Source organism: Stenotrophomonas sp. GW821-FHT09E08, from assembly GCF_059416125.1.
Genome location: NZ_JBWKOO010000015.1, coordinates 17,810 through 42,602 on the forward strand (window position 1 = coordinate 17,810; position 24,793 = coordinate 42,602).

The 24,793-nt window shown below is 66.5% G+C and carries 25 protein-coding genes; 15 read left to right on the forward strand and 10 right to left on the reverse strand.

What is annotated here, in order from left to right; genetic code table 11:
- Window positions 1-96: 96 nt before the first annotated feature.
- The 3 genes from ispG to AC07M7_RS16815 all read left to right on the forward strand — a co-directional run bounded on the left by ispG (window position 97) and on the right by AC07M7_RS16815 (window position 2,940).
- Window positions 97-1,362 carry a flavodoxin-dependent (E)-4-hydroxy-3-methylbut-2-enyl-diphosphate synthase gene (gene ispG, locus AC07M7_RS16805; RefSeq protein ID WP_495207891.1) on the forward strand — a complete coding sequence of 422 codons (1,266 nt, stop codon included), beginning with the start codon at window positions 97-99 and terminating at the stop codon, window positions 1,360-1,362.
- Window positions 1,343-2,092 carry a phosphatase PAP2 family protein gene (locus tag AC07M7_RS16810; RefSeq protein ID WP_004153111.1) on the forward strand — a complete coding sequence of 250 codons (750 nt, stop codon included), beginning with the start codon at window positions 1,343-1,345 and terminating at the stop codon, window positions 2,090-2,092. Before ispG ends, AC07M7_RS16810 begins: the two co-directional genes overlap by 20 nt.
- Before the next feature lie 200 nt (window positions 2,093-2,292).
- The gene (locus AC07M7_RS16815; protein WP_136638826.1) at window positions 2,293-2,940 is read left to right on the forward strand and encodes a response regulator; all 648 of its coding nucleotides are present in this window, start codon (window positions 2,293-2,295) and stop codon (window positions 2,938-2,940) included.
- A gap of 331 nt (window positions 2,941-3,271) precedes the next feature.
- Here AC07M7_RS16815 and eda read toward each other — a convergent pair whose 3' ends face one another.
- From eda to zwf, 5 genes are all read right to left on the reverse strand, one after another.
- The gene (gene eda, locus AC07M7_RS16820) at window positions 3,272-3,931 is read right to left on the reverse strand and encodes a bifunctional 4-hydroxy-2-oxoglutarate aldolase/2-dehydro-3-deoxy-phosphogluconate aldolase (RefSeq protein WP_430766424.1); all 660 of its coding nucleotides are present in this window, start codon (window positions 3,929-3,931) and stop codon (window positions 3,272-3,274) included.
- A 205-nt stretch (window positions 3,932-4,136) separates the two neighbouring features.
- The gene (gene edd, locus AC07M7_RS16825; RefSeq protein WP_253078905.1) at window positions 4,137-6,053 is read right to left on the reverse strand and encodes a phosphogluconate dehydratase; all 1,917 of its coding nucleotides are present in this window, start codon (window positions 6,051-6,053) and stop codon (window positions 4,137-4,139) included.
- A 58-nt stretch (window positions 6,054-6,111) separates the two neighbouring features.
- Window positions 6,112-6,834, reverse strand: a complete 723-nt coding sequence (gene pgl, locus AC07M7_RS16830) for a 6-phosphogluconolactonase (RefSeq protein WP_136638824.1) — start codon at window positions 6,832-6,834, stop codon at window positions 6,112-6,114.
- The gene (gene glk, locus AC07M7_RS16835; protein ID WP_049447609.1) at window positions 6,831-7,838 is read right to left on the reverse strand and encodes a glucokinase; all 1,008 of its coding nucleotides are present in this window, start codon (window positions 7,836-7,838) and stop codon (window positions 6,831-6,833) included. Before glk ends, pgl begins: the two co-directional genes overlap by 4 nt.
- Window positions 7,835-9,271, reverse strand: coding sequence for a glucose-6-phosphate dehydrogenase (gene zwf / locus AC07M7_RS16840; protein WP_136638822.1), 1,437 nt, complete (start codon window positions 9,269-9,271; stop codon window positions 7,835-7,837). The genes glk and zwf overlap by 4 nt, the downstream gene beginning before the upstream one ends.
- Window positions 9,272-9,623: 352 nt before the next feature.
- Between zwf and AC07M7_RS16845 the strand changes: the two genes are divergently transcribed.
- The gene (locus tag AC07M7_RS16845) at window positions 9,624-10,706 is read left to right on the forward strand and encodes an ABC transporter ATP-binding protein (RefSeq protein WP_136638821.1); all 1,083 of its coding nucleotides are present in this window, start codon (window positions 9,624-9,626) and stop codon (window positions 10,704-10,706) included.
- A gap of 86 nt (window positions 10,707-10,792) precedes the next feature.
- Here the strand turns inward: AC07M7_RS16845 and ygfZ are convergent, their stop codons facing one another.
- Entirely contained in the window at window positions 10,793-11,668 is an 876-nt protein-coding gene (gene ygfZ, locus AC07M7_RS16850; RefSeq protein WP_480983103.1) for a CAF17-like 4Fe-4S cluster assembly/insertion protein YgfZ, read from the reverse strand.
- A 39-nt stretch (window positions 11,669-11,707) separates the two neighbouring features.
- Between ygfZ and AC07M7_RS16855 the strand changes: the two genes are divergently transcribed.
- The 10 genes from AC07M7_RS16855 (at window position 11,708) to AC07M7_RS16900 (ending at window position 18,756) form a co-directional block, all read left to right on the forward strand.
- A complete protein-coding gene (locus AC07M7_RS16855) occupies window positions 11,708-11,878 on the forward strand; it encodes a DUF1674 domain-containing protein (protein ID WP_005409075.1) in 171 nt (56 codons plus the stop codon).
- Between the two features lie 56 nt (window positions 11,879-11,934).
- Window positions 11,935-12,327 (forward strand): succinate dehydrogenase, cytochrome b556 subunit, encoded by a 393-nt coding sequence (sdhC, locus tag AC07M7_RS16860; RefSeq protein ID WP_136638819.1) that lies wholly within the window; start codon window positions 11,935-11,937, stop codon window positions 12,325-12,327.
- On the forward strand, window positions 12,324-12,710 hold the full coding sequence (sdhD, locus tag AC07M7_RS16865; protein ID WP_004153152.1) for a succinate dehydrogenase, hydrophobic membrane anchor protein: 387 nt from the start codon (window positions 12,324-12,326) through the stop codon (window positions 12,708-12,710). The genes sdhC and sdhD overlap by 4 nt, the downstream gene beginning before the upstream one ends.
- A 31-nt stretch (window positions 12,711-12,741) precedes the next feature.
- Window positions 12,742-14,532 carry a succinate dehydrogenase flavoprotein subunit gene (gene sdhA / locus AC07M7_RS16870; RefSeq protein ID WP_004153153.1) on the forward strand — a complete coding sequence of 597 codons (1,791 nt, stop codon included), beginning with the start codon at window positions 12,742-12,744 and terminating at the stop codon, window positions 14,530-14,532.
- Window positions 14,533-14,598: 66 nt separating this feature from the next.
- Complete coding sequence (locus tag AC07M7_RS16875; RefSeq protein ID WP_005409079.1) at window positions 14,599-15,384, forward strand: succinate dehydrogenase iron-sulfur subunit; 786 nt, start codon at window positions 14,599-14,601, stop codon at window positions 15,382-15,384.
- 98 nt (window positions 15,385-15,482) lie between these two features.
- A complete protein-coding gene (locus AC07M7_RS16880) occupies window positions 15,483-15,731 on the forward strand; it encodes an FAD assembly factor SdhE (protein ID WP_005409080.1) in 249 nt (82 codons plus the stop codon).
- Window positions 15,682-16,131: a hypothetical protein gene (locus AC07M7_RS16885; protein ID WP_337301907.1), complete on the forward strand. Its 450-nt coding sequence runs from the start codon at window positions 15,682-15,684 to the stop codon at window positions 16,129-16,131. Before AC07M7_RS16880 ends, AC07M7_RS16885 begins: the two co-directional genes overlap by 50 nt.
- Window positions 16,132-16,154: 23 nt before the next feature.
- Window positions 16,155-17,396 carry a lipoprotein-releasing ABC transporter permease subunit gene (locus tag AC07M7_RS16890; RefSeq protein WP_046987012.1) on the forward strand — a complete coding sequence of 414 codons (1,242 nt, stop codon included), beginning with the start codon at window positions 16,155-16,157 and terminating at the stop codon, window positions 17,394-17,396.
- Complete coding sequence (gene lolD / locus AC07M7_RS16895; RefSeq protein ID WP_004153158.1) at window positions 17,389-18,102, forward strand: lipoprotein-releasing ABC transporter ATP-binding protein LolD; 714 nt, start codon at window positions 17,389-17,391, stop codon at window positions 18,100-18,102. The genes AC07M7_RS16890 and lolD overlap by 8 nt, the downstream gene beginning before the upstream one ends.
- A gap of 204 nt (window positions 18,103-18,306) precedes the next feature.
- Window positions 18,307-18,756: a DUF6491 family protein gene (locus tag AC07M7_RS16900; protein ID WP_295377967.1), complete on the forward strand. Its 450-nt coding sequence runs from the start codon at window positions 18,307-18,309 to the stop codon at window positions 18,754-18,756.
- 74 nt (window positions 18,757-18,830) lie between these two features.
- Here AC07M7_RS16900 and AC07M7_RS16905 read toward each other — a convergent pair whose 3' ends face one another.
- The 3 genes from AC07M7_RS16905 to ftsY all read right to left on the reverse strand — a co-directional run bounded on the left by AC07M7_RS16905 (window position 18,831) and on the right by ftsY (window position 21,651).
- Window positions 18,831-19,100, reverse strand: a complete 270-nt coding sequence (locus AC07M7_RS16905; protein ID WP_014036808.1) for an oxidative damage protection protein — start codon at window positions 19,098-19,100, stop codon at window positions 18,831-18,833.
- Between the two features lie 5 nt (window positions 19,101-19,105).
- Window positions 19,106-20,230, reverse strand: coding sequence for an A/G-specific adenine glycosylase (gene mutY, locus AC07M7_RS16910; RefSeq protein WP_428710376.1), 1,125 nt, complete (start codon window positions 20,228-20,230; stop codon window positions 19,106-19,108).
- Window positions 20,231-20,313: 83 nt separating this feature from the next.
- Window positions 20,314-21,651, reverse strand: coding sequence for a signal recognition particle-docking protein FtsY (gene ftsY / locus AC07M7_RS16915; protein ID WP_295377962.1), 1,338 nt, complete (start codon window positions 21,649-21,651; stop codon window positions 20,314-20,316).
- A 129-nt stretch (window positions 21,652-21,780) separates the two neighbouring features.
- Between ftsY and AC07M7_RS16920 the strand changes: the two genes are divergently transcribed.
- Complete coding sequence (locus AC07M7_RS16920) at window positions 21,781-22,080, forward strand: hypothetical protein (protein WP_136638815.1); 300 nt, start codon at window positions 21,781-21,783, stop codon at window positions 22,078-22,080.
- A gap of 202 nt (window positions 22,081-22,282) precedes the next feature.
- Here AC07M7_RS16920 and htpG read toward each other — a convergent pair whose 3' ends face one another.
- Window positions 22,283-24,175, reverse strand: a complete 1,893-nt coding sequence (gene htpG, locus AC07M7_RS16925; RefSeq protein ID WP_495207892.1) for a molecular chaperone HtpG — start codon at window positions 24,173-24,175, stop codon at window positions 22,283-22,285.
- Window positions 24,176-24,793 lie beyond the last annotated feature (618 nt).

Consider the following 24,793-nt stretch of genomic DNA (forward strand, 5'->3'; position numbering starts at 1 on the left):
TTCACGCGTGGACGTGCCTGCGACAATCGGCCGCAGCCGTGCCGGCGGCTGAATGCGAGTCACCCCGAATGCGGGGGCGGGCGGTAGAATGCGCCCATGCACGACGCCGTCACCCGCCCGACTCCGCCCTCCGATGCCACCTCCTGGCCGCGCCGCCAGACCCATGCCGTCCAGATCGGCGGGGTTACCGTAGGCGGTGGCAAGCCGGTGGTGGTGCAGTCGATGACCAATACCGACACCAGCGATGTGGCCTCCAGCGTGAAGCAGGTGGCCGAGCTGTGGCGGGCTGGCTCGGAGATGGTGCGGTTGACCGTCAACACCGTTGAAGCGGCCGCCGCGATCCCGCGCATTGTCGACAAGCTGGCGATGATGGGGATCGACGTGCCGCTGATCGGCGACTTCCATTACAACGGCCACCAGCTGCTCACCGCCGAACCGGCCTGTGCCGAAGCGCTGGCCAAGTACCGCATCAACCCGGGCAACGTCGGCTTCGGCAAGAAGAAGGACCTGCAGTTCGCCCAGCTGATCGAGTTCGCGATCCGCTACAACAAGCCGGTGCGCATCGGTGCCAACTGGGGCTCGCTGGACCAGGCCCTGGCGGCGAAGCTGATGGACGAGAACAACCACCGCGAACAGCCCTGGGACGCCGGCCGCGTGCTGCGCGAGGCGCTGATCCGTTCGGCGCTGGACTCGGCCGAGCAGGCGGTGGAGATCGGTCTGCCGCGCGACCGCATCTTGCTGTCGGCCAAGGTCAGTGGCGTGCAGGAACTGATTGCGGTGTACCGCGACCTGGCCCAGCGTTCGGATTTCGCCCTGCATCTGGGCCTGACCGAGGCCGGCATCGGCAGCAAGGGCATCGTCGCCTCGTCGGCCGCGCTGAGCGTGCTGCTGCAGGAAGGCATCGGCGACACCATCCGCATTTCGCTGACCCCGGAGCCGGGCCAGTCGCGTACGCAGGAAGTGATCGTCGCCCAGGAACTGCTGCAGACCACCGGCCAGCGCGCCTTCACGCCATTGGTCACGGCCTGCCCGGGCTGTGGCCGTACCACCTCCGAGTTCTTCCAGGAGCTGGCCAAGGTGGTGCAGAGCCATGTGCGCGAAAAGATGCCGATGTGGAAGATCCAGCACCCGGGTGCGGAGAACATGACCCTGGCGGTGATGGGCTGCATCGTCAACGGGCCGGGCGAGTCGCGGCACGCCAACATCGGTATTTCGTTGCCGGGCACCGGTGAAACCCCGGCTGCGCCCGTATTCGTCGATGGCGAAAAGAAGGTGACCCTGCGCGGCGAGAACATCGCCCAGGACTTCGTCGCCCTGATCGACGACTACGTCGAACGCACCTATGTCCGAAACGCCGGATAAGCCTGCGATCCTCGCTGCACCGGAGTCTGCCTCCGGTTTCCGCCACTGGATGGCGAGCAATGCCTGGCGCCTGCTCCTGCTGTTCGGTGGGGTGCTGCTGCCGTTGGCAGGCTTTGTCGCCCTGGCCGACGAGGTGCACGAGTTTGAATCGTTCCATTTCGACGCGCCCCTGCTGTGGCAGATGCATGGCCTGCATTCGCCGCTGCTGGACCGCTTCTTCGTGCTCATCTCCAAGCTGGGCTACGAGTGGTTCCTGATTCCGGCCGACGTGCTGATCATCGGCGTGCTGCTGGGTTACCGGCGCTGGCGCGAGGCCACCTTCGTGGCGGTCAGCTTCGTTGGCTCGGCACTGTTGAACATGGGCAGCAAGCACTTCTTCCAGCGCCAGCGGCCCAGCCTGTGGGAATCGATCGCGCCGGAATCGACGTTCAGCTTCCCCAGCGGCCATGCGATGGGCTCGATGACCCTCGCGGTAACCCTGGTGCTGCTGGCCTGGAACACCCGCTGGCGCTGGCCGGTGCTGCTGCTGGCACCGGCGTTCAGCCTGCTGGTCAGCGTGTCGCGGGTCTACCTGGGGGTGCATTACCCCTCCGACATCCTGGCCGGATGGTGTGCCGCGCTGGTTTGGGTGGTAGGGTGCTATCTGGTCATGTTCAGTCGCCGGCACCCATGGCGACGTCACGGCTCGCCGCCAGCGAAGGCCAGCGAAGCATCATCACAGGGGGATTGACGTGGATGGCCCCTACGGGGCGTCTACGTAATAGATCAGTTGTTTCGTTGCAGCAGGTTCTGCAAGACAGGGGGCAAGCACAACGCGCGGTAATGTGATGCGCAAGGCAGATCGCCGGCGCCGCATTCCGGACGCGCTTGCAGGGTATCGGCACCCTGCCTAGCTTGACCTGCAATGGCCGCATTCGAAGAGGTACGTGAATGACGATTCGAGTCTACCTGGTGGATGACCACGCGCTGGTCCGCACCGGGATGAAGATGATTCTGTCGGGGGAAACCGACATCGAGGTGGTGGGCGAAGCCGAGACCGGTGAAGACGCGCTGCGTGAAGTCCGCCAGCTGCTGCCGGACGTGGTGTTGTGCGATCTGCACCTGCCGGGCGTAAGCGGCATGGAAGTGACCGAGCGCATCGTCCGCAGCCACCGCAACACCCGCGTGGTGATCGTATCGGTGCTGGAGGACGGCCCGCTGCCGAAGCGCCTGCTGGAAGCCGGCGCTGCCGGGTACATCGGCAAGGGCTGCGATGCGCAGGAGCTGCTGCGTGCGGTGCGCGACGTGGCCGGTGGCCGCCGCTACCTGGGCACCAGCATCGCGCAGAACCTGGCGTTGTCGACGGTGGAGGGCAACGGTTCGCCGTTCGACAGCCTGTCACCGCGCGAGCTGGAAGTGGCGCTGCTGCTGACCCAGGGCCTGCGCCAGGAAGACATCGCGCGGCGCTTGAGCCTGAGTGCGAAGACGGTGAACACGCATAAGGCGCGGTTGTTCGAGAAGATGGGGATCAGCGACAACATCGCGTTGGCGCGGATGGCCAGCCAGTATGGGCTGGTGGATCCGGCGCGGCCGCTGTAAGGGTTTTCGGCCAACGGCGCAGCCCCTCGCGGTGTGCGGCAGGATTCGTGGGGTTGGCCCTGCGGAGGGATTGCGCAGGGGACGCCGTGAATCCATCCCTGGAGGCTCGGGCGCGCCATCCATGGCGCTTACGCCCCTGCGCAATCCCTCCGCAGGGCCACGGACAGTTTCCGTGCGCCGCCACCGCGGAATGAAGAAGGAAGAGCAGGAGCGGGTCGCGCGCTTTGCGCGCTCGTTGCCCGGGGTCGGATCCCTTTCCCGGTGGGAAAGGGCTCTGACCCCTGATGATGCCGGAGCCGAGCGTGGGCTCGGCTCTACAGCTGCGCCGGCCTCAGTGGCCGCGCACGCGCTGGATGATCTTCGCGGCGTCGGCGGCGCTGGCGCGCACCTTGTCCCATTCGCCGTCGGCGATCCAGTTGCCCGGCACCATCCACGAACCGCCGATGCAGACCACGTTCTTCTGCTCCAGGTATTCGGCGGCGGTGTTCTCGGTGATGCCACCGGTCGGGCACAGCTTGAGGTCGGCGACCGGGCCGGCCAGGCCCTTGATCATCGCCAGCCCACCCACGGCAGTGGCCGGGAACAGCTTGCACACGCGGAAGCCGCGCGCATACAGCGACAGCAGCTCGGTGGGCGTCGCCGCACCCGGCACTACCGGCAGCGGTGCAGCGGCCAGTGCATCGGCCAGTGCCGGTGGCGTACCCGGCGTCACCAGGAAGTCCGCACCCGCATCGATCGACTGCTGCATCTGCTCCACGGTCAGCACCGTACCGGCACCCACCACCACATCCGGCAGCTCACGCTTGAGCATCGCCAGCGCTTCCATCGCCACCGGCGTACGCAGCGTCAACTCGATCGCCGGCAGGCCACCTTCCAGCAACGCCGCACTGACCGCACGCGCCTGGTCCAGCGTATGAATCGTCACCACCGGCAGGATGCCCGCCGCACGCAACAGCTCCGCTGCCTTCACCTGATGTTGTTCGATACCCATGCTTTTGCCCTTGCCTTTGCTCTTCTTGATTCAGTGGCCGCAGCGCAAATGACGCGCCGGGAGTTGTCCAAGGGCAGTAGAGCGCCCTGGCCGGGACCGTGAGCGGCATGGATGCCGCGATCGAGCCCCCATGGATGGGTTTACGGCGTGTCCCGGCCAGGGCGCTCTACTGCCCAAGCCGGGAAGCCTGCCGCGGCTTTTCGCTTCAGGCGTCTTTCGCCTCATGCGGCGCCGCCGCCGCCGCGGCATCGTGCCCCAGCTCGTACTCCGCATCGTAGTCCCACGGCCCACCATCGGCCGCCGCCGGCCCGCACGAAATTGAAATCGCACCCTGGTCGGCCGGCCCCACCACGCGACGGTTGATCGCGAACAGGTTGCGACCCAGGTCGTGCGCTGCCGGTGCCGTGTTCGGCGCCAGCGGACGTGCGGCCCATTCGGCCGCATCCACCAGCACTTCCAGCGTGCCGGCCTCGCCATCAAGGCGGATCATGTCGCCTTCGCGTACCTTGCCCAGCGGACCACCACGTGCGGCTTCCGGCGTCACATGGATCGCCGCCGGAATCTTGCCCGAGGCACCGGACAGGCGGCCGTCGGTGACCAGCGCCACGCGCCGGCCCTGGTTCTGCAGCAGGCCCAGCAGCGGCGCCAGCGAATGCAGTTCCGGCATGCCGTTGGCGCGCGGGCCCTGGTAGCGCACCACCGCCACGAAATGCTCCGGCAGCATGCCAGCGGCGTGCAGCTTGTTCAGCACCTGCGGCGCATCGACCACTACCGCCGGTGCTTCAATCGTGCGGTACTGCGGCTTCACTGCCGACAGCTTGATCAGTGACTTGCCGAGGTTGCCGCGCAACAGGCGCAGGCCTCCCTGATGTTCGAACGGATTGTCGACACCACGCACCACCTCTTCGTCGGCGCTGCGTTCCAGGCCCGGCAGGTAGACCAGCTTGCCGTCGCGCAACTGCGGTTCGCGCGCATAGTCGGCCATGCCGCCGCGCGCCACGCTGACCAGGTCGCCGTGCATCAAGCCGGCCTTGATCAGTTCGCCGAACACGAAGGCCGGGCCGCCTGCTGCGGCGAAGCGGTTTACATCGGCTTCGCCGTTCGGGTAAACGCGGGCCAGAAGCGGAATCAGCTGCGACAGCTCGTCGAAGTCGTCCCAGGTCAGCACGATGCCAGCTGCGCGTGCCACCGCGATCCAGTGGATGGTGTGGTTGGTCGAACCACCGGTTGCCATCAACGCAATGACCGCATTGATGATCGCGCGCTCATCGATGATCCGGCCGAGCGGACGGAAATCATCGCCCAGTGCGGTGATGTCCAGCGCACGTTCGGTGGCTTCGCGGGTCAAAGCATCGCGCAGCGCCGTGTCCGGATTGACGAACGATGCGCCCGGCAGCTGCACGCCCATCGCTTCCAGCAGCACCTGGTTGGAGTTGGCGGTGCCGTAGAAGGTGCAGGTGCCCGCACCGTGGTAGGACGCCGATTCGGCTTCCAGCAGTTCCTCGCGGGTGGCCTCGCCGGCGGCGTAGCGCTCGCGCACTTCGGCCTTCTGCTTGTTCGGAATGCCCGGCGTCATCGGGCCGGCCGGCACGAACACCGCCGGCAGGTGGCCGAAGGCCAGCGCACCGATCAGCAGGCCGGGCACGATCTTGTCGCACACGCCGAGATGGATGGTGGTGTCGAACATGTCGTGGCTGAGCCCGATCGCGGTCGCCTGGGCGATTACATCGCGCGAGAACAGCGACAGCTCCATGCCGCCGCGGCCCTGGGTGACGCCGTCACACATCGCCGGTACCGCGCCGGCCACCTGTGCCGTTGCGCCCAGCTCACGGGCCATCGCGCGGATCTGATCGGGATAGGTCTCGAATGGCTGATGCGCCGACAGCATGTCGTTGTAGGCGGTGATGATGCCGAGGTTCGGCGTCACGCCACCGCGCAGGCGGCTCTTGTCAGTGCCACCGCAGGCGGCGAAACCGTGGGCGAGGTTGCCGCAGCTCAGGCGGCTGCGGAACGGGCCATCGCGCAGTGCGGCGTCGATCGCGGCCAGATAGGCGGCGCGCGAGGCGGCGCTGCGGCGGATGACACGTTCGGTGATGGCTTGCAGTTGCGGATGGAGGCTCATTGGCTACCGGCGTTCGTGGTGGCGAGAGGCAAGCGGCGGCAGAGCGCCGCCGCCAACATCAATCAGCCCAGTGGACGCGCAGGCGCGCGCCTTCCAGGTTGATCGCATTGAGGATCGGGTACTGCTGGGCGTCGTTGCTGTCCAGCGCCTGGCGCAGCACCTGCAGCTTCTGCTTGCCGCGCAGCAGCAAGAGGCGCTGGCGGCACTGGCGCAGGCCATGCGGGGTCAGGGTGATGCGCAGCGGCCACTGGTTGGCACCCGGACAGCCGGTGGCGTCCAGCGCGGCATAGGGCAGGGTGCTTTCCAGTGCACGGGCCAGGTCCTTCGAGCCGGGGAACAGTGAGGCGGTGTGGCCGTCGTTGCCCATGCCCAGCGCCACCAGGCTCGGCGGCTGGCTGTGCTGCGCCTGCAGGTTGGCGGTGTACACGCATTCCGGAAGCGGCTTGCCGATCCGCACCAGCGGATCGAAATGCGCACCCTCGGCGCGCTTGAGCAGATTCTCGCGCACCAGCCAGGCATTGCTGTCGCGATCCTGCGGCGACAACCAGCGCTCATCGGCCAGGCTCACTTCCACCCGGTCCCAGTGCACGTCCAGCTCGGCCAGTGCCTGGTACACCGGGGCCGGTGTGGTGCCGCCAGACAACAGGATGCGCGCGCGGCCCACTTCGTTGATGTCACGGTTGAGGGTCTGCGCCATCTCGGCGGCTACCGCCTCGATCCAGCCATCGGCATCGCCGTGGTTGATGAACTCGATGCGGTCGTCGTGGAAAGTGGGGCTCATGCGGCAACTCCAGGTGCGTCACGTTCGGCGTCGGCGGCATAGGCGGCGGCGCCCAGCAATCCGGCGTGGGGGTGCATCACGGCCAACGAGGGAACCCGCGCCATGATCGAGGAGAAGCGGCCCTTGTGCTCGAAGCGCTGGCGGAAGCCGGAGTGCTGCAGCGAATCGAGCATCTTCGGGGTCAGGCCGCCGGTCAGGAACACGCCGTCCCAGGCGCCCTGGGTCAGCACCAGGTCACCGGCGATGGCGCCGAACACGGCGCAGAACACGTCCACGGTGCGCATCGCCTGCGGATCACCATGCAGGGCACGGGCGGTCACGTCCACCGGCTGCAGCTGGCCCGGGTCGATGCCGGCCATCTCGCACACGGCGCGGTGGATGTTGACCAGCCCGGGGCCACAGATCAGGCGCTCGTTGGAGACGCGGCCGAACTGTTCGGACAGGATCTCCAGGATGCGGATCTCCTCCGGAGTTCCCGGCGGGAAGCTGACATGGCCGCCTTCGGTTTCCAGCGGGTAGCAGCGGCCGTGGCGCAGGATCAGGCCACCGACACCCAGGCCCGTACCCGGACCGATCACCGCGTAGTTGCGCGGCTGGCCGGGCTTGCCGGGGACCCAGGCGGCACCACCGACCTGGACCACGTCATCGGGCTGCAGCAGTGAAATCGCCATCGCCTGTGCGGCGAAGTCGTTGATCAGGTGCAGTTCGTCGAAACCGAGCATGGCCGCGGTACGGCTGCGCGAGATCACCCACGGATGGTTGGTGATCCGTGCTTCATCACCATCAACCCGACCGGCCACCGCGAACACGCCCCGGCTGGCGGTAGCGCCGATCTGTTCGAGATGGTGGCGGGCGGCATCACCCAGCGATGGGAATTCCGCCACGGCGTACTCACGGATGCTGTCTTTTTGCAGCGGCGCATCCAGCGAGGTGTCGGCCAGGGCGAAGCGGGCGTTGGTGCCACCGATGTCGGCGACCAGCACCGGCTGTGAGCTGGCGCTCATGCCGATGCCTCGCTGTCCGGCGCATCCACGCCCTGCGGCAGGAAGCCGGTCGCGTTGTCCGGGCCCCACTGGCCGGCGGGGTAGGGTTCCAGCGGCAGCTTCGCTTCCTTCCAGGCATCGGCCACGCTGTCGATCCAGGCCCAGGCCGCACGCACTTCGTCGTCGCGCACGAACAGCGTGTGGTTGCCGTTGAAGGCGTCCAGGAACAGGCGCTCGTAGGCGATGCGGCGATGCAGGCCGGTCGGCACCGACAGTTCCAGTTCCAGCGGGTGCAGTTCCAGCGCACCCCATTCCGGGCCGGCCAGGCTGCTCATCAGGCCCAGCTCGATGTTCTCCTGCGGCTGCAGCTGGAACACCAGCCGGTTCGGTGCGGCCTGCGCGCGCTGCGGGCGCTCGAACAGCCAGTGGGTGACCGGCTTCAGCGTGACCACCACGCGGGTGGTGCGCTCGGGCAGGCGCTTGCCGGTGACCAGGTGGAACGGCACGCCGCTCCAGCGCCAGTTGTCGATATGTGCGGTGACACCGGCGAAGGTCTCCACGTCGCTGCCTTCCGGCGGCTGGTAGGCCTGTGCCGGCTGGCCGTTGATGGTGCCGGCGGTGTAGCGGCCGCGGATGCTGTCACGTGCGGCGTGCTTCGCGTCAAGCGGGCGCAGGGCGCGCAGCACCTTGACCTTCTCGTCGCGGATGCGGTCGGCTTCCAACGAGGCCGGCGGTTCCATCGCCACCATGCACAGCAGCTGCAGGATGTGGCTCTGCACCATGTCGCGCAGCGCGCCGGAGCGGGCGTAGTAGGCATCGCGGCCGTCCACGCCTTCGCTCTCGGCCACCAGGATGTGCACCGACTCGATGTAGTTGCGGTTCCACACCGCTTCCAGCAGCGTGTTGCCGAAGCGCAGCGCGATCAGGTTCTGCACCGCCGCCTTGCCCAGGTAGTGGTCGAGGCGGAACACACGGTCCTCGTCGATCCACTGGCCGATGGTGCTGATGATTTCCTCGGCGCTTTCGCTGTCGCTGCCGATCGGCTTCTCCAGCATCAGGCGTGCCGGCGCGGCGAGGGCGCCGCCCTTGGCCAGGCCTTCGCAGGTGGAGATGTACAGGCCCGGCGGAATGGCCAGGTAGCTCACGCACTTGCGATGCACCAGATCGGAGACCGCAGCGGCAACCGAGTCGACGTCGCGCAGGTCGACCGAACGGTAGTCGATGCGGCGCAGCAGCGCGGCGATGTCGTCCTGGCTGGCCATCGGCATGGCCTGCTGCAGGCGTGGCCGCAGGATGTCATGGAAGGCTTCGGTGTCATGCCCGGACAACGCCAGTGCGCGGATGCGGAAGTCCTCCGGCAGCAGGCCGTCGCCAAGCAGGCGAAGCAGCGAAGGGAACAGATAGCGCTGGGCCAGATCACCTGTGGCACCGAACAGGAAGAGGGTGTCGTGCATCGCTCGAGTTTCAGATCCGGGTGACATCGTTGTCAATCGCTTCATGGCTGGGTTCGGGGGACATCCGCGCAACTGCCTGTCCGAGGTTCGTCCGGAGCGTTCTCCGGGGCTCCGGAAGACCGTTCCATTCGAAACCACTGCTTCGGCAGAACCTTCGTTCAACCGCCGACGCAGATCGGTGCGCACCGATCATCGGATAGTGCCACGTGAAAACGTTTACATGGCAGAATGGGCAACTGTATTCGATTGCAGTGCTCGCCGTCATGCGGCAGGCGCGCAATCATCACTGCCATCGGGAGGGCCGAGGCAGTCCCAAAAGACAGCCCGGCTTCGGGCGGACCGGATAGGTGATATGGCAAAAGTGCAGTTGCAGGGTGTGCGCAAGGTCTACGACAACGGCCAGGTCGCGGTGAAGGACGCCACCTTCGAGGTCGCCGATGGCGAGCTGATGGTGCTGGTCGGTCCGTCCGGCTGTGGCAAGTCGACCCTGCTGCGGATGGTGGCTGGCTTGGAGGAGATCAGCGGCGGCACGCTGACCATCGGCGATCGCGTGGTCAACGACGTGGCGCCGAAGGATCGCGACATCGCGATGGTGTTCCAGAGCTACGCGCTGTATCCGCACATGACCGTGGCCGAGAACCTGGCCTTCGGCCTGAAGCTGCGTGGCCATGACAAAGCCACGATCGACAAGCGCATCAGCGAGGCGGCGCAGACGCTGGGCCTGACCGAGATGATGGACAAGCTGCCCAAGGCGATGTCCGGTGGCCAGCGCCAGCGTGTCGCGCTGGGCCGTGCGCTGGTGCGCGAACCGGCGGTGTTCCTGCTCGACGAGCCGCTGTCCAATCTCGATGCCAAGCTGCGTCACAGCGTGCGCACCGAGATCGCCCAGCTGCACCGCAAGCTGGGCACCACCATGATCTACGTGACGCACGACCAGGTCGAAGCGATGACCCTGGGCCAGCGCATCGTGGTGCTGAAGGACGGCATCATCCAGCAGATCGATACACCGATGGCGCTGTATGACCGCCCGGCCAACCTGTTCGTGGCCGGTTTCCTCGGCAGCCCGGCGATGAACGTGCTGCGTGGCACCCTTGAGGGAGATGCTGGTGGCGTGACCGTGGTCGATGGCGAATGGCGTGCTCCGCTGGGCCAGGCCACGATTGATCCGGCCTGGCTGCAGAAGCCGATCGCAGTGGGTGTGCGTCCGGAGCACCTGCAGCCGGCCAGTGCTGATGATGCGCATGCATTCACCGCGCGTATCGAGGGCATCGAGCCGGTCGGCAACGAGATCTTCGTCAACATGAGCAGCGGCCAGCATGCGCTGACCATGCGCGTGGCGCCGCAGTCGCTGCCGCGCGTGGGTGAGGACATCCGCGTGGCGATCCACCCGCAGGGCCTGCATTTCTTCAACCCGGAAAGCGGCGAACGCCTGTAAGGAGTAGTGCCGGCCGCTGGCCGGCAACCTCAACCATGCGTGGGTGCCGGCCAGCGCCCGGCACTACCTTCCTTCATCCACCGGGTTCAGCGCGCCAATCCGTCCAGCAAGGGCACGCGCTGCGCGATGGCATCCCCCACCTGCAGCTCAGCGTCACTGGTTTCCAGCGGCAGTACCGCCAGCGCCAGTTCGCCGGCCACGCTGGCAATGGTGCCCAGCGCCGCGCCGTCCTGCTGCACGCCATCACCGGCCTGGGCCGGTGCTGCGGTATGCAGCAGCTGTACCGCGCGCTTGGCCTTGCCGAGGAAGTGGGTGCGGGCAACGATCTCCTGGCCCGGATAGCAGCCTTTCTTCACGCTGTAACCATTCAGGCGGTCCAGCCCCAGCTGCTGCGGCGTCCACACCTCGCGCTGGCTTTCTTCCAGCCGCGGCAGGCCATAGCGCAGGTCGGCCTGGCGCCAGGCAAGAGCGAAAGCGGCCTCATCGGCCTCGCTGCCGGCGTCGAAGGCCTCGGTCGCGCCAATGCGCAGGGTGCGCGGCAGCGCGTCGCTGCCCAGGTCCAGCTCCCAGCCGTCACCTGTGATCTGCGCAATGGCAGCGCCGCTGGCGGCCTCGGGCGCAGTGAACGCACCGGCCACGGCCAGATCGCTGCGCACCAGCACTTTCACCTTGCGCCGGAATACGAAGCGCTGCAGTTGCGACGCAATCGCATCGGCGTCGCCGTCGGCCAACACCAGCAACACATGGTCTTCGGTCAGCCTAAGCAGCTGGAACACCGCCAGGGTGCGGCCCTTGGCGCTCAGCCAGGCGCTCCACTGCCAGTGCAGCAGGGGCAGGGCAGTGACATCACCACTGAACTGGGCATGGGCGAATACGGCCGCATCCGGGCCCTGCAGGCTCAGCAACTGGTGGCCGGGCAGGCGCGGATATCCGACGAAAGCAGGGGGCAGGTTGTCAGGCACGTGAACGAGGTCTAAAATTTGTGCGTTGCGAGACCAACAATGATAGGCCAAACAACCCCCACTCCCGACGACGAATCTGAAGCCCCGCTGGTCCCCGCGGCACCCGTGCCCGTGGAACAGGAAAAAGCAGAGGAATTCGGCGGCCGCGGCGGACTTGATCCGGTGCGGTATGGCGATTGGGAGAAAAACGGACGCTGCATCGATTTCTGATCAGCATTGAGCCAACGCGGCCGTGTGCCGCCCAGCCGAGACAACGAGCCCAGCGAATGGCGACCAGACAACGCCCACTTTCCCCGCACCTTCAGGTGTATCGCTGGCAGATTCAGATGGCCACCTCGATCCTGCATCGAGCCACTGGCGTCTTTCTGTCTGTTGGTGCCCTCATCATCGCCGCCGGCCTGCTGGCCCTGATGATGGGGCCCGATTCCTGGAACTGCTTCACCGGCCATGCCGGGGCCTGGTATGGCCGCGTGTTCCTGTTCGCGTGGACATGGTCGTTCGCCTATCACCTGTGCAATGGCATCCGCCATGTGGTGCAGGACTTCGCCATCGGCTTCAGCATCCCCGCCTTCATCCGCAGCAGCTGGCTGTCGGTCACCGGCAGCCTGGTGATCACCCTGCTGGTGTGGGCCTATGTGATGTTCGGAGGTGCCGCGTGAGCAAGTTCCGTACTCCGCTGAAGGGTGTGCGCGGCCTTGGTTCGGCCAAGACCGGCACCGAGCACTTCGTGCACCAGCGCCTGACCGCCGCCGCCCTGGTGGCGCTGGGCATCTGGTTCCTGGTCTTCGTGCTGGGCCTGCTTGGCTCGGACTACGCGACCGCCGCCGCCGCCGTGGCCAAGCCGTGGAACGCAGTGCCGCTGATCGGCCTGCTGATCGCCATGTTCTGGCACGCGCAGCTCGGCATGCAGGTCGTGCTGGAAGACTACATCCACGAATCGCTGCTGGCCCTGGTGCTGCAGACCGCGGTGAAGTTCGTCGCCGTGCTCGGCATGATCGTCAGTGTGTTTGCGGTGGGCCGCATCGCCCTCGGCGTTGCCTGAGCCCAGGCACCTACACAGGAATCCAGATTAGATGTCCGCTTACAAGATCACCGAACACAAGTACGACATGGTCGTGGTGGGCGCCGGCGGCGCCGGCCTGCGCGCCACGTTCGGCCTGGCCGCCAAGGGCCTGCAGACCGTGTGCCTGACCAAGGTCTTCCCGACCCGTTCGCACACTGTTGCCGCCCAGGGCGGTATCTCGGCCGCACTCGCCAACATGGGCGAGGACGACTGGCGTTACCACTTCTTCGACACCATCAAGGGCTCGGACTGGCTGGGCGACCAGGACGCCATCGAGTACATGTGCCGTGAGGCCATCCCGGCCATCATCGAGCTCGAACACTACGGCGTGCCGTTCTCGCGTACCGCCGAGGGCAAGATCTACCAGCGTCCGTTCGGTGGCATGACCACCAAGTACGGCGAAGGCCCGGCGGCGCAGCGTACCTGCGCGGCGGCCGACCGTACCGGCCACGCGATGCTGCACACCCTGTACCAGCAGTCGCTGAAGCACGACGCGCGCTTCATGATCGAGTACTTCGCGCTCGACCTGATCTTCGATGACGAAGGTGCCTGCCGCGGCGTGCTGGCCCTGGACATGTCCGACGGCACCCTGCACCTGTTCCGCGCCCAGGGCGTGGTGCTGGCCACCGGCGGTTACGGCCGTGCCTACTTCAGCGCCACCTCGGCGCACACCTGCACCGGCGACGGTGGCGGCCTGGCCATGCGTGCCGGCATCGCCATGCAGGACATGGAGTTCGTGCAGTTCCACCCGACCGGCATCTATGGCGCCGGCTGCCTGATCACCGAGGGTGTCCGCGGTGAAGGTGGCATCCTGCGCAACAGCAGTGGCGAGCGCTTCATGGAGCGTTACGCACCGCACTACAAGGATCTGGCCTCGCGCGACGTGGTCAGTCGTTCGATGACCATCGAGATCCGCGAAGGCCGCGGCGTTGGCGAGCACAAGGACCACATCCTGCTCGACCTGACCCACCTCGGCCCGGGCGTGATCGACGAGAAGCTGCCGGGCATCGCCGAGAGCGCCCGCATCTTCGCCGGCGTCGACGTGCACAAGCAGCCGATCCCGGTGATCCCGACCGTGCACTACAACATGGGCGGTATTCCGACCAATTACCACGGCGAAGTGGTGCGCAAGGATGGCGACAACCCCGATGCGGTGATCCCTGGCCTGTACGCGATCGGCGAAGCCGCCTGCGTGTCGGTGCATGGTGCCAACCGCCTGGGCTCGAACTCGCTGCTGGATCTGGTGGTGTTCGGTCGTGCGGTGGCCAACCGCTGCGCCGAGACCATCAAGCCGGGCGCGTCGCACAAGCCGCTGGCGTCTGATGCCTGCGACAAGGCACTGGGCCTGCTGGACAAGCTGCGCCACGCCAACGGCGATACCCCGACCTCGGTCATCCGCGATCGCATGCAGCGCACCATGCAGGCCGACGCGGCCGTCTTCCGCACCAGCCAGACGCTGAAGGAAGGCTGCGAGAAGATGGACAAGATCTTCGACTCGTTCCAGGACGTGAAGGTCTCCGACCGTTCGCTGGTCTGGAACTCGGACCTGATCGAGACCTACGAGCTGAACAACCTGCTGCTGAATGCGGTGGCGACGATCAACTCGGCCGAGCAGCGCAAGGAAAGCCGCGGCGCACACGCGCACGAGGACTTCCCGGACCGCGACGACGTCAATTGGCAGAAGCACACCCTGGTCAGCGTGGACGAGAAGGGCAAGTGCAGCTTCGACTACCGTCCGGTGCACATGTACACGTTGACTGATGACGTGTCCGTGGTGCCGCCGAAGCCGCGCGTGTACTGATCCGACCCCGCCTACCATGCAATCCGCGCCCAAGGGCGCGGGCCGCCTGAGCCAACGAGAGCAGCCATGGCCGAGTTTTCACTCCCCAAGAATTCCAAGATCACGAAGGGCAAGCACTTCCCCGTCAAGAACGGCGGCAAGAACGTGCGCACCTTCAAGATCTACCGCTGGAGTCCGGACGACGACAGCAACCCGCGCACCGATACCTATGAAGTCGATCTGGACGCCTGTGGCCCGATGGTCCTGGACGCCCTGATCAAGATCAAGAACGAGATCGACCCGACCCTGACCTTCCGCCGCTCCTGCCGCGAAGGTATCTGTGGTTCGTGCGCGATGAACATCGACGGCACCAACACCCTGGCCTGCACCCGAGCCATCTCGGACTGCGGCAAGAAGGAAGTGCCGATCTACCCGCTGCCGCACATGAACGTGGTCAAGGATCTGGTTCCGGACCTGACCCACTTCTACGCGCAGTACGCTTCGATCAAGCCGTGGATCCGCACCCAGACCCCGGCACCGCCGGACCGTGAGCGCCTGCAGTCGCCGGAAGACCGCAAGAAGCTCGATGGTCTGTACGAATGCATCCTGTGCGCCTGCTGCTCGACCAGCTGCCCGAGTTACTGGTGGAACGGCGAGCGTTACCTGGGCCCGGCGATCCTGCTGCAGGCCTACCGCTGGATCATCGACTCGCGCGATGAGGACACCGGTGCCCGCCTGGACGATCTGGAAGATCCGTTCAAGCTGTACCGCTGCCATACCATCATGAACTGCGCCCGCACCTGTCCGAAGGGCCTGAACCCGGCGCTGGCGATCGCCGAGATCAAGAAGCTGATGATGGAACGCCGCGCCTGATCGGGCCTGGCCGTACCCGGTAGAGCCACGCCACGCGTGGCTGTGCCACCCCAGTAGAGCCACGCCATGCGTGGCTTTGCTGTATCTGGAGAAACACGATGGAAGAAGATGTTCTGCTGAAGAAGCTGCGCTGGCGCTGCCGCCGCGGCATGCGTGAGCTGGACCAGCTGTTCGGCCGTTACCTGGACCACGAGTGGAGCACTGCGCCGACCGAAGAGCGCGAGGTTTTCCTGTTCCTGCTCGACTGCGAGGACGATAAGTTGTGGCGCTGGTTCATGGGCTATGAGGCCTGCCCGCATGCGCACGCGATCCCCCTCATGCAGAAGATCCTCGCCCTCAAGCCTTGAGTGGCGGCCATCGCGGCTGCAGGCCGCTGTCCAGTTGGCGGTGCTGCTGGCCGCGCCCTGGCTCCTGCGCGCGACGGAGTTGCCGCCGCGCCTGCTGATGCCGGCTGTGCTGCTGGCTTGGCTGATGGGGCTGGCGGAGCTGGCCTGGCGCCAGCGCAGGCCACGCGTGCAGGTGCTTCTGCCAGTACCGCCCGACCCGCTGCAGGTGGCAGGGCAGGGCGTCGATGCACCACGGCTGGTCGTGCGTGGGCCTTGGCTGCTGTTGCTGTGGCGTGAGGATCGGCGCCGGCGGCGCCTGTTGTTCTGGCCCGATGTGCTCGATCCCGGGCAGCGACGTGAACTGCGACTGGCCGTGGCCGCACGTGCCGTTTCCCGTAGGCCCCGTACGATGGCACCATAAGCTGAATTGACTGGCGTGCCTGCATGTTCAAACCCATTCCCGTGGCGATCGGCCTGCGCTACCTGCGCGCCAAGCGCCGCAACGGCTTCATCTCCTTCATCTCGATGGCATCGATCCTGGGCATTGCGCTCGGCGTCACCGTGCTGATCACCACCCTGGCGGTGATGAGCGGTTTCCAGAAGGAAATCCGCAGCCGCCTGCTGCAGATGACCGCGCACACCACCATCAGCCGCGACGGCGAGCCGATGCCGGACTGGATGCGTGTGGTCGACGTGGCCCGCAAGGACCCGCGCGTGGCCGGTGCCGCGCCTTACATCGAGATCCAGTCGATGATCAGCGGCCCGCGCGTGCAGGGCGCGATCATCCAGGGCATCGACCCGGCGCTGGAGCCGAAGGTGTCGGTGATCGACAAGAAGGTCACCAAGGGCAGCTACGACAGCCTCAAGCCAGGTAGCTTCAACCTGCTGCTGGGCAAGGAACTGGCGATCTGGCTGGGCGTGGACGTCGGCGACCAGGTACTGGTGACCTTCGCCGAAGTGCAGGGCACGCCTGCCGGTGCTGTGCCACGGATGAAACGCTTTACCGTGAGCGGCATTTTCGAGGCCGGCTACAACGAGGTCGACCGCGGCGTCGGCTTCGCCAACATGAAGGACCTGGAGCGCGTGCTGCGTTCCGATGGTGCTACCGGCGTGCGGCTGAAACTGCACGACATGGACCGCTCGCTGGAAGTGGGCGTGGACCTGGCACAGAACCTTGGCGGCGCCTACCGCGTGAGCGACTGGACCCAGCAGAACGCCAACCTCTACCACTCGCTGCGCATGGAGAAGGTGGTGATGGGCATCCTGCTGTCGTTGATCATCGCCATGGGCGCGTTCAACCTGGTGTCCTCGCAGGTGATGCTGGTCACCGACAAGCAGGCCGACATCGCCATCCTGCGCACGCTCGGCCTGACCCCGGGCGGGGTGATGCAGGTGTTCATGGTTCAGGGTTCGCTGATCGGCATCTTCGGCACCCTGGCCGGCCTGATCGGCGGCATCACCCTGACCCTCAATCTGGAACGCATCCTCGGCGCCATCGAGAGCGTGTTCAACGTCAAGCTGATGCCGGAGGATGTCTACTACATCACCGGCCTGCCGACCGACATGCAGACCGGCGACGTGGTGGCGATCACCGTGGTCGCGCTGCTGATGAGCTTCCTGGCCACCCTGTATCCCGCCTGGCGGGCAGCACGCACCCAGCCGGCGGAGGCCCTGCGTTATGAATAAGGTCTTCAACCGCGGCGATGAAGTGATCCGCGCCGAGGCATTGGGCAAAACCTATGCCGAGGGACGCATGCAGACCCCGGTGTTCGATGGCCTGGGCCTGACCGTGACCGCTGGCGAGACGGTGGCGATCATCGGTGCCTCCGGCGCCGGCAAGAGCACGCTGCTGCACCTGCTTGGTGGGCTGGATACTCCGACCGCCGGTGAGGTGTACGTGACCGGCCAGCGCATGTCGGCGCTGTCTGATACCGCGCGTGGCCTGCTGCGCAACCAGGCACTGGGCTTCGTCTACCAGTTCCACCACCTGCTGCCGGAATTCACCGCGTTGGAAAACGTGATGATGCCGGTGCTGCTGGCCGGCACCGCGGTGGCCGAAGCGAGCAGTCGTGCAACGACCCTGCTGGAGGCGGTCGGCCTTGGCCATCGTCTGGACCACAAGCCGGGCGAACTGTCCGGCGGTGAGCGCCAGCGCGCGGCGGTGGCGCGAGCGCTGGTCAACCACCCGGCCTGCGTGCTCGGCGACGAGCCGACTGGCAATCTCGATGACCGTACCGCCGCCACCGTGTTCGAGCTGATGCTGGAGCTCAACCGGGCGCGGCATACCAGCCTGGTGCTGGTGACCCACGACCGCAGCCTGGCGCGCCGCCTGGACCGGGTGCTGGAGCTGCGCGAAGGGCGCCTGCACGCGCTGGCCCACGCCGACGTCTGAGGCGTTGGGCCCGCTTTGGTAGAAGCCGACCTTGGTCGGCCGCTCCTGCAGGGCAAGCGCCAACCAAGGTTGGCGACTGCCGGAATCCGGAGCCTTGGGCCTGCTTTGGTCGACCGCCGACCGGCTGCTGAATGGGGTACTGGCTTTCGCGCCGGCGTTGTCTGCGCAGGCGCATGATGGCGACAGTTCCCCGAGGAGATCGCCATGAAGACCCCGATCCTGATGGCCGGCCTCTGCCTGGCGCTGGCCGCCTGCGCGACCACCGGCCGGCTCAGCACTGCCGAAAAGCTCGACCTGTACCGTGCCCATGCCGGCGCGCCGCAGAACGACATGCAGTTCTTCGGCAGCCTCAATGGCTGGACCGAACTGGGTGACAGCGCGCTGGCAGTGTGGACGCGTCCCAGCGAAGCCTATCTGCTGGAACTGAGGGGTCCCTGCCAGGACCTGCCGTATGCCACCGCCATCGGCCTGACCAGCCAGATGAACCGTGTTTCGGCGCGTTTCGACAAAGTGCTGGTGCGCGACCCGACCGGCGGCCCGCGCATGCCGTGCTTCATCGACAGCATCCGCAAGCTGGACGTAAAGGCGCTGCGTGCCTCCGAGCAGGAGCTGCGCCAGGCGCAGGTGCAGGAGCGCGAGGAAAGCACGAAATAGCGTGGTAGTGCCGGCCGCTGGCCGGCATCGCGAAGATGCCAGGTTGCCGGCCAGCGCCCGGCACTACCTGTGTGTCAGGCTTCCGGGGTGAAGCCTGCCGGCTTTTCCGCGTCTTTCTCGAACAGGAACTTGACCAGTTCGCCTTCGAGAAAAGCGCGATGCTCCGGCGTGCGCGGCGACAGGCGGTTTTCGTTGATCAGCATGGTCTGGTGCGCCAGCCATGCGGCCCAGGCCTGCTTGCCGATGTTGTTGAAGATGCGCTGGCCCAGCTCACCGGGGTAGGGCACGAAGTCCAGGCCCTCGGCATCGCGTTGTTCGTACTGGCAGAAGACGGTTCGGGGCATGGCACTCACTCGTGGTTGCGGGGTTTCGTGGATTTTCGTTTCGGTGCCTTGGTCGTGGCACCGTCGAGTAGTTTGCGGATCGGTGCCGGCAGGCCCAGCGCGGGCAGCTCGTCGGCGGCCACCCAGCGCAGCGTCGGTTCTTCCACGCGCAGGCCGTGCACCTGCCGCGACAGTACCTGCAGATGCAGCTTGTAGTGACTGAAGGTGTGCTGCAGCACTGGCAGCTCTTCGGCCTCTTCCAGCGAGCCGTCGACGTGCAGGTCGAACCAGTCCTGGAGCACGCTGCCGGCCTCGGCCTGTGGCAGCGTCCACAGCTGCGCCCAGATGCCGGTATCCGGCCGCTTCTGCAGCAGCACGCGCTGCTGGGCGTCGCGCAGCAGTAGCGCAACGGCCTCGCGCTCGGGCAGGGTCTTGCTGGGCTTGGGCGTGGGTAGTTCAGCGGTGCGGCCTTCGCGGCGTGCCACGCAGTCATCCTGCAGCGGGCAGATCACGCACGCCGGCTTGGCGCGGCTGCAGACCGTTGCACCCAGGTCCATCTGCGCCTGTGTGTAGTCGGCCATGCGCCCATCCGGCACCTGTGCCACATGCGCCTCGGCAATGGCCCATAGCTGCTTCTCGATCGCAGGCAGGCCCGGGAAGCCGTCGATGCCGTGGTAGCGGCAGAGCACGCGCTTGACGTTGCCGTCGAGGATCGCGAACGGATCGTTCCAGGCCTGGCTGAGGATCGCGCCGGCGGTACTGCGGCCTATGCCGGGCAGCGCGTGCAGCGCGTCGAAATCACGCGGCAGATCACCGTCGTGCAGTTCCACGCAGCGCTTGGCCGCGGCATGCAGGTTGCGCGCGCGGGCGTAGTAACCCAGCCCAGCCCACTGCGCCATGACCGCATCGTTGCTGGCCGCGGCGAGGTCAGGCAGGGACGGGAAGTGTTGCAGGAACCGGTGGAAGTACGGGATGACCGTGGTCACCTGGGTCTGCTGCAGCATGATTTCCGACAGCCAGACCCGATAGGGGCTGCGCGGGTGCTGCCAGGGAAGGTCGTGGCGGCCGTGGTCGTCGAACCAGTGCAGCAGGCGGGCAACGAAGCTGTCTCTTTTGACCATCTCGGCGCTGGCGTGCGGCTGGCGTGGCATCGGCGTTCCGGAGGTGGGCAGCCACCCATGGGGTGGCTCTACCGGTTTCAGTAGAGCCACGCGATGCGTGGCTGCACGGTGTATCAGGCGCCCAGCGCCTCAGGCAGCAGGGCGTCGACGAAGGCTTCCGGATCGAACACGCGCAGGTCTTCCGGGCGCTCGCCGATGCCGGCAAAACGGATCGGAATGCCGAACTCGCGGGCCAGCGCGAACACCACACCGCCCTTGGCGGTGCCGTCCAGCTTGGTCACCACCAGGCCGGTAACGTTCACGGCGGCGTTGAACTGGCGCAGCTGCGACAGCGCGTTCTGGCCGGTGGTACCGTCGATCACCATCAGCACTTCGTGCGGTGCAGTGGGATCAATCTTGCCGAGCACGCGGCGGATCTTGCCCAGCTCATTCATCAGGCCGGACTGGGTATGCAGGCGGCCGGCGGTGTCGGCGATCAGCACCGAAGTGCCGCGGGCCTTGCCGGCCTGCAGCGCGTCGAATGCCACCGAAGCGGCGTCGGCGTTCTGACCCTGCGCGACCACGGCCACGCCGTTGCGCTCGCCCCAGGCCTGCAGCTGGGCCACTGCAGCCGCGCGGAAGGTGTCACCGGCGGCAAGCATCAGGCTGTGGCCTTCGTCCTTGAAGCGCTTGGCCAGCTTGCCAATGGTGGTGGTCTTGCCGACGCCGTTGACGCCGACGGTCAGCACCACGAAGGGCTTGGCAGTGCGGTCGATCACCAGCGGCTTGGCCACCGGCTGCAGGATCGCGATCAGTTCGGCACGCAGCGCGGCCAGCAAAGCGTTGGCATCGACGAATTCACGCGCCTTCATGCGCTTGCGCAGGCCCTCCACCAGATCGGTGGTGGCGCCGACGCCGACGTCGGCAGTGATCAGTGCGGTTTCCAGCTCGTCCAGCAGGTCGTCGTCGAGCTTGGGATTGCGCGAGAACAGGCCGCCGAAGCTGCGCGCGATGACACTGTTGCGCAGGCGTTCGCGCCAGCCGGGCTTGCCGGCCGTGGCCGGCACGGCGTCGACAGAGGCTGCGGCAGGCAGATCGTCGGCGATTGGTGCCGGGGTCGGCGCAGGCGTGGGCTCCGGCAGCGGCGCAGGCACCGGCTCGATGGCCGGGGTCGCAACAGGGGCGACGTCGATCTGCGCAGTCGGGCTCGGAGCGGTGGGAGCCGGGACTGCCGGGACCACCGGCGCTGGAGCCACCGGGGAGGGCTCGACGGTTGCCGGTGCGACCGCTGCCGGGGGCGGCTCGACGGGGGCAGGTGCAGTTGGCGCAGCTGCCGGCGCCGGTTCCTTGTCCTCGACGGGCGCGGTCGACGGGAACGCCGCGGCCAGCTCTTCAGCCGAGTAGTGCTGGGTCTTGGGTGCCTCCGTTGCGGGGGCATCCTGGGGCTTCTTGCGGCGGAAAAAACTGAGCATTGGCAAAAGGCGCTGAAATCAGAGGGATATGCTACCACTCGGGCCTGTCGGGCCGATGTGGACTCAAGGTCGCGGCCCATCGGCCGTTAACCGGTCCGGAGGGCTGCGCAGGGCGGCCCGGAGGCCGCAATGAACAATGTGATGGGAATCGCCCTCAGCGGAATGCGCGTGGCCCAGCAGGGCGTGCAGGTAGCCGCGCACAACGTGGCCAACCTGGCGACTCCCGATGCCCAGCGCCTGCAGCTGAAGCGTAGTGCGGTGGAGCAGGGCGGGGTGCAGGCCTCGGTGACCCCTGCCGGCGTCGATGCCGCCGCACCGCTGGGAGATCTGCTGGCAGCGAAAGCCGAAGTGGTGGCCTTCGCCGCCAATGCCACGGTGATCCGCCGCCAGGACCAGATGCTGGGCTCGCTGCTGGATCGCGAAGCCTGAACCCCCTCGGTCGGCGCCAACCGCCGCCCCTGGTGGGTGCCAACCTTGGTTGGCACGCCCGACCCGCCCTGGTAGGTGCCAACCTTGGTTGGCACGCTTTTCGAGCGTCAACCAAGGTTGCCGCCTACCCGGGCAAAAGTGCCAACCAAGGTTGGCATCTACCAGAGCAGCGCCGGGCCATGCCCGGCGACCACCGCCTCGATCAGGCCGACAACTCCAGCAGCAGCTTGTTCAGGCGTGCCACGTAGGCACCCGGATCCTTCAGGCTGTCGCCGGCGGCCAGCGCAGCCTGGTCGAACAGCACCCGGCCCAGGTCGTCGAAGCGTGCGCCATCGGCTTCCGCATCCAGCTTGGCGATCAGCGGATGACCTGGATTGATTTCCAGTACCGGCTTGCTGTCCGGCACCTTCTGCCCGCTGGCTTCCAGGATCTGGCGCATCTGCAGGCCCAGGTCCTGTTCGCCGATGGCCAGCACCGCCGGCGAATCGGTCAGGCGGTGCGAGACGCGCACTTCGGCCACGTCATCGCCCAGCACCGTCTTCAGGCGCTCGACGAGGCCCTGTTTGTCCTTTGCTGCCGCTTCCTGCTCCTGCTTGTCGGCTTCGCTTTCCAGCGCACCCAGGTCGAGGTCGCCACGCGCGATGTCGACGAAGCCCTTGCCGTCGAAATCGGTCAGGTAGCCCATCAGCCACTCGTCGATGCGGTCGGTCAGCAGCAGCACTTCCACACCCTTCTTGCGGAACACTTCCAGGTGCGGGCTGTTGCGCACTTGACTGTAGCTCTCGCCGGTCAGGTAATAGATCTTGTCCTGGCCTTCGGCCATTCGGCCGATGTAGTCGGCCAACGAGACGGTCTGCGCATCGCCCTCGCCACGGGTGGAAGCGAAGCGCAGCAGGCCGGCCACCTTCTCGCGGTTGTTGTAGTCCTCGGCCGGGCCTTCCTTCAGCACCTGGCCGAATTCCTTCCAGAACGTGGCGTACTGCTCCGGCTTGTCGGCGGCCAGCTTGTCCAGCATGTCCAGCGAGCGCTTGGTCAGCGCGGCCTTCATCGAATCGATGACCGGGCCGGACTGCAGGATCTCGCGCGAAACGTTCAGCGACAGATCATTGGAATCAACCACGCCCTTGATGAAGCGCAGGTACAGCGGCAGGAACTGCTCGGCCTGGTCCATCACGAACACGCGCTGCACATACAGCTTCAGGCCCTTGGGTGCATCGCGGTGATACAGGTCGAACGGCGCGCGGCCCGGCACGTACAGCAGCGAGGTGTACTCGAGCTTGCCTTCGACCTTGTTGTGGCTCCACGCCAGCGGGTCGCTGTGGTCGTGCGCCACGTGCTTGTAGAACTCGGTGTACTCGGCGTCGCTGATTTCAGTACGCGGACGGGTCCACAGCGCGCTGGCGCGGTTGACGGTCTCCCACTCGACGGCCGCGCCTTCTTCGCTGTCTTCCTTCGGCATCTGGATTGGCAGGCCGATATGGTCCGAGTACTTCTTGAGGATGCTGCGCAGGCGCCAACCGTCTGCGAAATCGTGCTCGCCGTCCTTCAGGTGCAGCACGATGCGGGTGCCGCGCTCGGCCTTGTCGACGGTGGCAACGTCGAAATCGCCTTCACCGCGGGAGGTCCAGCGCACACCTTCGCCTGCAGCCAGGCCGGCGCGGCGCGAGGTCACTTCGACTTCGTCGGCGACAATGAAGGCGCTGTAGAAGCCGACGCCGAACTGGCCGATCAGCTGCGAATCCTTCTTCTGGTCGCCGGACAGCTGGCGCAGGAAATCGCCGGTGCCGGACTTGGCGATGGTGCCGAGGTGGGCAATGGCTTCGGCGCGGCTCATGCCGATGCCGTTGTCTTCGATGGTGATGGTGTGGGCGGCGGGGTCGAAGCTGACGCGCACGCGCAGTTCGCTGTCGCCTTCCAGCAGGGCGGGCTGGGTCAGGGCCTCGAAGCGCAGCTTGTCGGCGGCGTCGGCGGCGTTGGAGACCAGCTCGCGCAGGAAGATCTCCTTGTTGGAGTACAGCGAGTGGATCATCAGCTGCAGCAGCTGCTTGACTTCGGTCTGGAAGCCAAGGGTTTCGGTCTGGGTGGTCTCGGTCATCGATAAGGCTCCGTGTGCAATGCCGCGCCAGCGCGTGCGGCCTCGCCAAGGGGTATGGCTGATTGTCCCGAAATCAAGGGGTTGGTCGGCCGGGCTGCGCCCGGCACCCGCTCAGTGCAACTGCAACTGCAACTGCCAAAGCCAGAGCCAGAGCGGCATTCCGTGGGATGGCGCGGCACTGTGGGTTCGCGGGGACGGCGCAAGTACGTCCATGTAGCCTTGGTCGCCGCATCCATGCGGCTCACACCCCGCGAACCCACAGTGCCCTGCCTCTGACAGGTTCACGCGGCTGTTGGTAGGTGTCGACCTTGGTCGACACATCTGTCAGATATCGATACATCAAATGGGGTCAGATCCGTTTTCCTACGGAAAACGGATCTGACCCCAAGAGACGTTCCGACAGATCGCAGAAAACTGTCGAAGGCGGGGTGGGTCAGGTTGTGGGGGCTTGGCCGCGGCATGGATGCCGCGGCCAAGCCCCCATGGACGGGTTTACGGCGTCCCCCACAGCCTGACCCACCCCGCCTACCCACAGGAAACCAGCTTTTGCCGTTGCTCTGGTTGTTGCTTCGGCCGTTGCTTCGGCCTCTGCGGGTGCCGGGCGCAGCCCGGCCGAAC

Excerpts from the sequence above, each read along its gene's own strand:
- ispG (WP_495207891.1), top strand. The coding sequence starts at position 97 with ATGCACGACGCCGTCACCCGCCCGACTCCGCCCTCCGATGCCACCTCC.
- AC07M7_RS16810 (WP_004153111.1), top strand. The coding sequence starts at position 1,343 with ATGTCCGAAACGCCGGATAAGCCTGCGATCCTCGCTGCACCGGAGTCT.
- AC07M7_RS16815 (WP_136638826.1), top strand. The coding sequence starts at position 2,293 with ATGACGATTCGAGTCTACCTGGTGGATGACCACGCGCTGGTCCGCACC.
- eda (WP_430766424.1), bottom strand. The coding sequence starts at position 3,931 with ATGGGTATCGAACAACATCAGGTGAAGGCAGCGGAGCTGTTGCGTGCG.
- edd (WP_253078905.1), bottom strand. The coding sequence starts at position 6,053 with ATGAGCCTCCATCCGCAACTGCAAGCCATCACCGAACGTGTCATCCGC.
- pgl (WP_136638824.1), bottom strand. The coding sequence starts at position 6,834 with ATGAGCCCCACTTTCCACGACGACCGCATCGAGTTCATCAACCACGGC.
- glk (WP_049447609.1), bottom strand. The coding sequence starts at position 7,838 with ATGAGCGCCAGCTCACAGCCGGTGCTGGTCGCCGACATCGGTGGCACC.
- zwf (WP_136638822.1), bottom strand. The coding sequence starts at position 9,271 with ATGCACGACACCCTCTTCCTGTTCGGTGCCACAGGTGATCTGGCCCAG.
- AC07M7_RS16845 (WP_136638821.1), top strand. The coding sequence starts at position 9,624 with ATGGCAAAAGTGCAGTTGCAGGGTGTGCGCAAGGTCTACGACAACGGC.
- AC07M7_RS16855 (WP_005409075.1), top strand. The coding sequence starts at position 11,708 with ATGATAGGCCAAACAACCCCCACTCCCGACGACGAATCTGAAGCCCCG.
- sdhC (WP_136638819.1), top strand. The coding sequence starts at position 11,935 with ATGGCGACCAGACAACGCCCACTTTCCCCGCACCTTCAGGTGTATCGC.
- sdhA (WP_004153153.1), top strand. The coding sequence starts at position 12,742 with ATGTCCGCTTACAAGATCACCGAACACAAGTACGACATGGTCGTGGTG.
- AC07M7_RS16875 (WP_005409079.1), top strand. The coding sequence starts at position 14,599 with ATGGCCGAGTTTTCACTCCCCAAGAATTCCAAGATCACGAAGGGCAAG.
- AC07M7_RS16880 (WP_005409080.1), top strand. The coding sequence starts at position 15,483 with ATGGAAGAAGATGTTCTGCTGAAGAAGCTGCGCTGGCGCTGCCGCCGC.
- AC07M7_RS16885 (WP_337301907.1), top strand. The coding sequence starts at position 15,682 with ATGCGCACGCGATCCCCCTCATGCAGAAGATCCTCGCCCTCAAGCCTT.
- AC07M7_RS16890 (WP_046987012.1), top strand. The coding sequence starts at position 16,155 with ATGTTCAAACCCATTCCCGTGGCGATCGGCCTGCGCTACCTGCGCGCC.
- lolD (WP_004153158.1), top strand. The coding sequence starts at position 17,389 with ATGAATAAGGTCTTCAACCGCGGCGATGAAGTGATCCGCGCCGAGGCA.
- AC07M7_RS16900 (WP_295377967.1), top strand. The coding sequence starts at position 18,307 with ATGAAGACCCCGATCCTGATGGCCGGCCTCTGCCTGGCGCTGGCCGCC.
- AC07M7_RS16905 (WP_014036808.1), bottom strand. The coding sequence starts at position 19,100 with ATGCCCCGAACCGTCTTCTGCCAGTACGAACAACGCGATGCCGAGGGC.
- mutY (WP_428710376.1), bottom strand. The coding sequence starts at position 20,230 with ATGCCACGCCAGCCGCACGCCAGCGCCGAGATGGTCAAAAGAGACAGC.
- ftsY (WP_295377962.1), bottom strand. The coding sequence starts at position 21,651 with ATGCTCAGTTTTTTCCGCCGCAAGAAGCCCCAGGATGCCCCCGCAACG.
- AC07M7_RS16920 (WP_136638815.1), top strand. The coding sequence starts at position 21,781 with ATGAACAATGTGATGGGAATCGCCCTCAGCGGAATGCGCGTGGCCCAG.
- htpG (WP_495207892.1), bottom strand. The coding sequence starts at position 24,175 with ATGACCGAGACCACCCAGACCGAAACCCTTGGCTTCCAGACCGAAGTC.